The organism is Variovorax sp. Soil_C_39, assembly GCF_057656815.1.
On the sequence record NZ_JBDGJQ010000004.1, the window covers coordinates 589,543 to 595,983 of the forward strand.

Below are 6,441 nucleotides of genomic sequence, written 5' to 3' on the forward strand. Positions count from 1 at the left end.
ACCCGGCGTCGCCCATTCCATGACTTTCCCCGTGCCATCCCCATTGCCCTTGTCCGGCGTTCGCGTCGTCGAGTTCTGTTCCACCGCCTCGGGCCCGTTCTCGACCATGCTGCTGTCCGACATGGGCGCGGACGTCGTCAAGGTCGAGCCGCCCGCGGGCGACGGCCTGCGCCAGTGGCCGCCGCTGAACGAGGGCTACAGCGAGAATTTCGCGGCGCTCAACCGCAACAAGCGTTCGGTGGCGCTCGACCTGAAGACACCGGCCGACCTGGCGCTGGCGCGCAAGCTCGTGCTCGAGGCCGACGTGCTGGTCGAGAACAACCGGCCCGGCGTGATGGACCGGCTGGGCCTGGGCTATGCGAGCTTCGCGGAGAGCCGGCCGCAGCTGCTGTACTGCTCGATCTCCGCCTACGGCCAGAGCGGCCCGCGCTCGGGGGAGGGTGGCTTCGACCTCACGGTTCAGGCCGCGGCCGGCGTGATGAGCGTTACCGGCGAGCCCGACGGTGCCCCGGTCAAGTGCGGCGTGCCGCTTTCGGACTTCGCCTCCGGCCTGTATGCCGCCTTCGCCATTGCCGCAGCCCTGGCGAACGTGCGCGCAGGCGGGCAGGGCGCGCACATCGACGTGCCAATGTTCGGCTGCACGCTGGGCATTGCGGCGCTGCAGACCAGCGAGTACTTCGGCAATGGCCGCAGTCCGGTGAAGCTGGGCTCGGCGCATCCGCGCAACGCGCCATACCAGGCGTTCCAGGCGGACGACGGCTTTTTTGCGATCGCGGCCGGCAACCACAAGCTCTGGCTCGAGGTCTGCCGCGTGGTCGGCATGCCCGAACTGGCGTCCGACCCGCGCTTCGTCAGCACCACCGACCGGGCGCGCAACCAGGGCACGCTCAAGGACATCCTGGAGGCCGTGTTCACGCAGCGGCCGGTGGCCCACTGGATCGATGCGTTCCATGCCGCGGGCGTGCCGCACGCGCGCATCAACGACTACGCCGCCGCGTTGGCCGATCCGCAGACCGCACACATGGAATGGGTGCAGCCGCTGACGCTCCCCAATGGCCGCCAGACGCAAACCTTCGCCTCGCCGATACGCTTCAACGGCAAGGGCTTTCCGATCCGGCGAACGCCGCCCGCGCTCGGCGAGCACACAGCCGAGATCCGCCAGCGCTTTGCGCAGGGAGACGCCTGATGGCCGCCCGGCTCCTCGAATTCGTCGCCGCGATGACGCGGCTCGTCAACGAAGGTCCGCGCAGCGAGGCACAGATGCTGGAACGCGCGGCACCGTTGATGCGTGCGCTCGTCGCCGAGGACGACTGGCTGCCCGAGCCAATGACGGCAAGCCATCCGCAGTACTACCAGCAGCACCTGCTGTATGGCGATCCGCTCGACCGCTTCTCGCTCGTGAGCTTCGTCTGGGGGCCGGGTCAGAAGACGCCGGTGCACGACCACACCGTGTGGGGAATCATCGGCATGCTGCGCGGCGCGGAGTGCGGCCAGCGCTACGCGCCAGGTGCCGAGGGCCGGCTGGTCGCGCAGGGCGACGAGGTCACGCTGCGCCCGGGCGAGCTCGACATCGTCTCGCCCGACCTCGGCGACATCCATGTGGTGCGCAACGCATTCGCCGACCGCGTGTCCATCAGCATCCACCTGTACGGCGGCAACATCGGGCGCATCGAGCGGCATGTGTTCGTGCCGGAAGCGGGCGAGCGCAAGAACTTCGTGTCCGGCTACTCGAATGCGTTGACGCCCAACCTCTGGGCACGGGAGCAGTCATGACGAGCGCCCCGCGACAGCTGCGCATCGATCAGCGCGAGGACGTGATGCACGTGGTGATGGCGCGTGCGGGCAAGGGCAACGCGCTGTCGGCCGAACTCGTGGCCGAACTGACGCAGGCCGTCGACGTGGCGCGCGAGGCGAATGTGCGCCTCTTCGTGCTGTCGGGCGAAGGGCGGCATTTCTGCACCGGCTTCGATCTCTCCGGGCTCGACGCCGAAACGGACGACAGCCTGCTGGCCCGCTTCACCCGCGTGGAGCTCCTGCTGCAGGCCCTGCATGCGGCACCGTTCACCACGCTCGCGGTCGCCCACGGCCGCACGATCGGCGCGGGTGCCGACATCTTCTGCGCCTGCGCCGAGCGTTGGGCCGTCGGCGACACCAGTTTCGCCTTCCCGGGCGCAGCCTTCGGGCTTGTGCTGGGCACGGCACGGCTTGCCGATACCGTGGGCGCTACCTGCACCCGCGCCTGGGTCGAGGGCGGCATGTCGATCGACGACGGCGCCGCGTTCGAAGCCGGCCTGGTCACGCGCCGGCTGGCGCCCGAAGCGCTCGACGAAGCGCTGGCGCAGCTGGCGGCCCGCTCACGCCGGCTCGACGCGCCCACCCAGCGCGGCGTCCAAGAGGCGATCGACGTCGCCCGCCGCCCGCGCGGCGACGCTGGCGATGCCGAGGACCTGGTGCGCCTTGTGCGCTCGGCCGCACGGCCCGGCCTGCGCGACCGCATCGCCGCCTACCGGGCGGGACACAAGCGCGGCTGAGGGCCGCGGCGTTACGTCACGGTACCCGTCGGCGTTACGTAACACGCAACGCCAGGCTGGTAGACGGCCGGCCCGGTCTGGCCAATCTTCCACGATGTTCGGCGGAGATAACGTCTTTTGCGCGCGCCCTCCGCGGCCAGTGCACCTGCGCAGGTTCGGCACACATGTTGCGCCTCGTGTGAATGAACATCGCTTTCACCACCGTCTGGAACGCCGCACTCGGCGCTTGGGTTGCAGCTTCGGAACTCGCGCGCGTGCGCGGAAAACGTAGCAGCAGTAGCACCCGCTCGCGCGTCGGCCGTGCAGTGGGCATGGCCGGACCGTTGCTCGCGGCCGCGGGCTTCGCCATGACGGCACCCGCCTGGGCCGCATGCACGTTGACCGGCTCCACGCTCGATTGCACCGGTTCCAACCCCGGCTGGCGGGGCGTGGCCGACGGCGGGATCATCAACAACAGCGGCACCATCGGCACCTTCAACGACGGCACATGGGGTGTCTACGTCGGCGGCAACGTCACGGTCAACAACACCGGCACGGTCACCGGTACGTCGGGCGTGGTGGCCGGAGGCAATGCGGTAATCAACAACAACGGCGGCTCGATCGTTGCCAGCGATCGCGCGATCCAGGTCACCGGTGGACCGGTCACGCTGACCAACTCGAACGGCGGCGTGATCGAAGGCCTGGCCGGCGCCCTGCTGTACGGCGGCGGCACGATCGTGAATGCCGGCAACAGCCGCATCACCAGCACGGGCAACTACCTCGGGCTCGGCTTCGGAGGCGGCAGTGCAAACATCACCAATACCTTCGGCTCCACCATCGAGGGCCAATACAGCATCTACGGCCAAGCCACGTCGCTCACGATCGACAACGGGGGTCTGCTGCGAGGCCACATCGCCCTCGACCACGGTCTTGTGCAGCGCGTCACGCTTCGTACCGGCAGCCGGATCGTCGGCAACCTCAGCATCGGCGCCATGGCGGGGTCGACGCTGACGTTGGCGGGCGCGGGCACCCAGGTCTATTCACAGGCCGCGTCGGGGATCACCGACTTCGGCGGCGACCTGATCAAGGTCGACAGCGGCGACTGGTTGATCGACCGGTCGATCGGGCCCCGGACCGCTTCGATCGAGGCAGGTGCGCTGGGCTTCGGCGCCGGCGGTACGTTCGGCGGCAATGCCGCGGTGAGCCTGGCCGCAGGCTCGCAGCTCTACACGGTGACGGGCGCCACGCCGCTCATCGGCAACCTCCAGGGCGCGGCGGGCAGCACGGTGTCGCTGGGCGCCGGCTCCGCACTGCGCCTCAACGACAACCTCGATTCCAACGTCGCCAGCGACATCAGCGGCTCGGGCACGCTGATCAAGTTCGGCACGGGCCTGCTGGCGCTGAGCGGCAACAACAGCGGTTTCACGGGCGGCATCACGGCCTATGGGGGCACGCTGCAACTGACGGGCGCAGCGGCGCTGGGCGGCGCGGCGCTGGGCATCGGCGGACCGGTCACGCTCACCAGCGCGGCTCCCGCGTTGTCGCTGAACGCGGTGGACCTGTTCGCGGGCGGCGGCACGCTGGCGGTGCAGGCGCCCGGCAGCGTCACCTTCAACGGCCTGGTGTCCGGCGCGGGCGCGCTGGACCTGCGCGCAGTCGGCGGCGCGGTGTCACTGCTGGGCAACAACAGCTACGGCGGCGGCACGCGCCTGGGGGCCAACTCGGTGCTGGTCGGCAGCGACACCGCGCTGGGCGCCGGCACGGTGTCCATCGAAGGCAACGTGGCCCTGTCGGGCAACGCACCCCGTGCGCTGGCCAATGCCTTCTCGATCGACGCGGGCCGCACGCTCACGGTCACCGGCCCGGCGATGTCGATCGGCGGCACGGTGTCGGGCGACGGCGCCATCGTGAAGGTCGGCGGGAGCGAACTGGTGCTGGGCGGCGCCAACACCTACGCGGGCGGCACGCTCGTGGCGCAAGGCACGCTGCGCATCGCCAATGCGTCGGGCAGCGCCACCGGCCTGGGCGCCGTCACCGTGGGCAAGGGTGCCACCCTGGCCGGCAGCGGCGCCATGGCCGGCCCGGTGGTGGTGAATGCGGGCGGACGCCTGTCGGTGGGCGCGAGCGTGGGCACGATGAACACCGGAGCGCTGACGCTCGCGGCGGGCTCGTCGCTCGACATGGAACTCGGCCAGGCCGGTGTGGTCGGCGGCGCTTTCAACGACCTGCTGAACGTCAACGGCGACCTCGCGCTCGGCGGCACGCTCAACGTGAGCCAGTCGGCCGGCGGCAATTTCGGCGCGGGCCTTTACCGGCTCATCAACTACACCGGTGCACTCACCGCCAATGCGATGACCATCGGCAGCGCGCCCACGCCGCCGGGCTACCTCGCGCTGCAGACCAGCGTCGCGAACCAGATCAACCTGGTCAACACCGGCGGCCTCGCGCTCAACATGTGGGACGGCGCCAACCCTGCCAACTTCAATGACGGCAAGATCGCCGGCGGCGCGGGCACCTGGCGCGCGGGCAGCCCCGGCGACAACTGGACCGACGTGAACGGGGTGGTGAACGCAGGCTGGGTCCAGGACGGCTTCGCGATCTTCGGCGGCACGGGCGGCGCCGTCACGGTGGACAACAAGGGCACCGATGGCGCGGTGCGCATCGGCGGCGCGCAGTTCGCGGTCGACGGCTACAGCATCGACGGCGATGCGTTGACGATCAGCGCACCGTTGGGCGTGGTTCGCGTAGGCGACGGCTCGGCGGCCAGCGCGGGCATGACCGCGAGCATTGGCGCGGCGATCGGCGGCGCGGGCGGCCTCGTGAAGGAAGACGGCGGCACGCTGGTGCTGGGCGGCGCGAACACCTACGCGGGGGGCACCACGGTCAAGGGCGGCATCCTGCAGATCTCGGCGGACCACAACCTGGGCGTGGCCGGCACCGGGCTGGCGTTCGACGGGGGCACGCTGCGCGTGGCCACCGGGGTCAGCACGGTGGCCTCCACGCGCGCCATCACGCTGGGCGCGGGCGGCGGGACCTTCGAGATGGCGAGCGGCAGTTTCGACGCGAACGGGTCCATCGGCGGTGTCGGCGGCCTCACGGTCAGGGGCGCGGGCGGGGTGGGTGGTGCGCTGGTGCTGAATGCCGCGAACACCTACGACGGTGGCACGCTGCTGCGGGACGGAGGCTCGATCATCGCCAACGCGGACGGCGCCTTCGGCAGCGGCGACGTGCGGCAGGAAACCGATGGCACGCAGGTGGCGATCACGGGTTCGGCGAACGCCGGCAGCACCCACTTCACCGTGGGGCGTGCAGGCAGCGCCGACAGCGCGAACACGCTCGGGTTCGCGCAGACGGCCTCGGCCGGCGCGGCCCGCATCGACCTCCATGGCCAGGGTTTCTTCGGCGGCACCCTCAATGGCGTGGTGTTCGGCGATGCCAGCACCGCGGGCAGCGCGACCATCGACAACCAGGGCGGGACGGTCGTCTTCACCGACACGGCCAGCGCAGGCAACGCGGCCATAACGGTCGGTGCCAACAGCCTCCTGGGCTTCGCGTTCGATGCCTCCGCAGGCACGGCCAAGGTCCACAACCAGGCCGGCGGCGTGGTGTACTTCGCGGGCAATGGGTCCGCGGGCACGGCGACGATCACCAACGCGAGTAGCGGCAAGGTCGACGTGTCGGGCATCACGGCGCCGGCAGGCCTTTCGATCGGCTCGCTCGCGGGCGACGGCGCGGTGGTGCTTGGCGCCACGCAGTTGGCGCTGGGCGGCTTGAATGCCAACGACGCGATCTCGGGCGCCATCTCCGACACGGGCAGCCTCTTCCCGCAGCCCGGCACGGGCACCGGCGGCTCGATCGTCAAGGTGGGCAGCGGCACGCTCACGCTCACGGGCGCCAACAGCTACACCGGCGGCACCACCGTGGCGGCCGG

4 protein-coding genes are annotated in these 6,441 nt (G+C 70.6%); all 4 read left to right on the forward strand.

What is annotated here, in order from left to right; translation table 11 throughout:
• Positions 1-19 precede the first annotated feature (19 nt).
• On the forward strand, positions 20-1,186 hold the full coding sequence (locus AC3A6J_RS14210; protein ID WP_487860594.1) for a CaiB/BaiF CoA transferase family protein: 1,167 nt from the start codon (positions 20-22) through the stop codon (positions 1,184-1,186).
• Positions 1,186-1,773 (forward strand): cysteine dioxygenase family protein, encoded by a 588-nt coding sequence (locus tag AC3A6J_RS14215; protein ID WP_487860595.1) that lies wholly within the window; start codon positions 1,186-1,188, stop codon positions 1,771-1,773. The genes AC3A6J_RS14210 and AC3A6J_RS14215 overlap by 1 nt, the downstream gene beginning before the upstream one ends.
• On the forward strand, positions 1,770-2,531 hold the full coding sequence (locus tag AC3A6J_RS14220; protein WP_487860596.1) for an enoyl-CoA hydratase/isomerase family protein: 762 nt from the start codon (positions 1,770-1,772) through the stop codon (positions 2,529-2,531). Before AC3A6J_RS14215 ends, AC3A6J_RS14220 begins: the two co-directional genes overlap by 4 nt.
• A gap of 182 nt (positions 2,532-2,713) precedes the next feature.
• Positions 2,714-6,441: beta strand repeat-containing protein (locus tag AC3A6J_RS14225; RefSeq protein WP_487860597.1), on the forward strand; the 3,728-nt coding region annotated here is incomplete at its 3' end.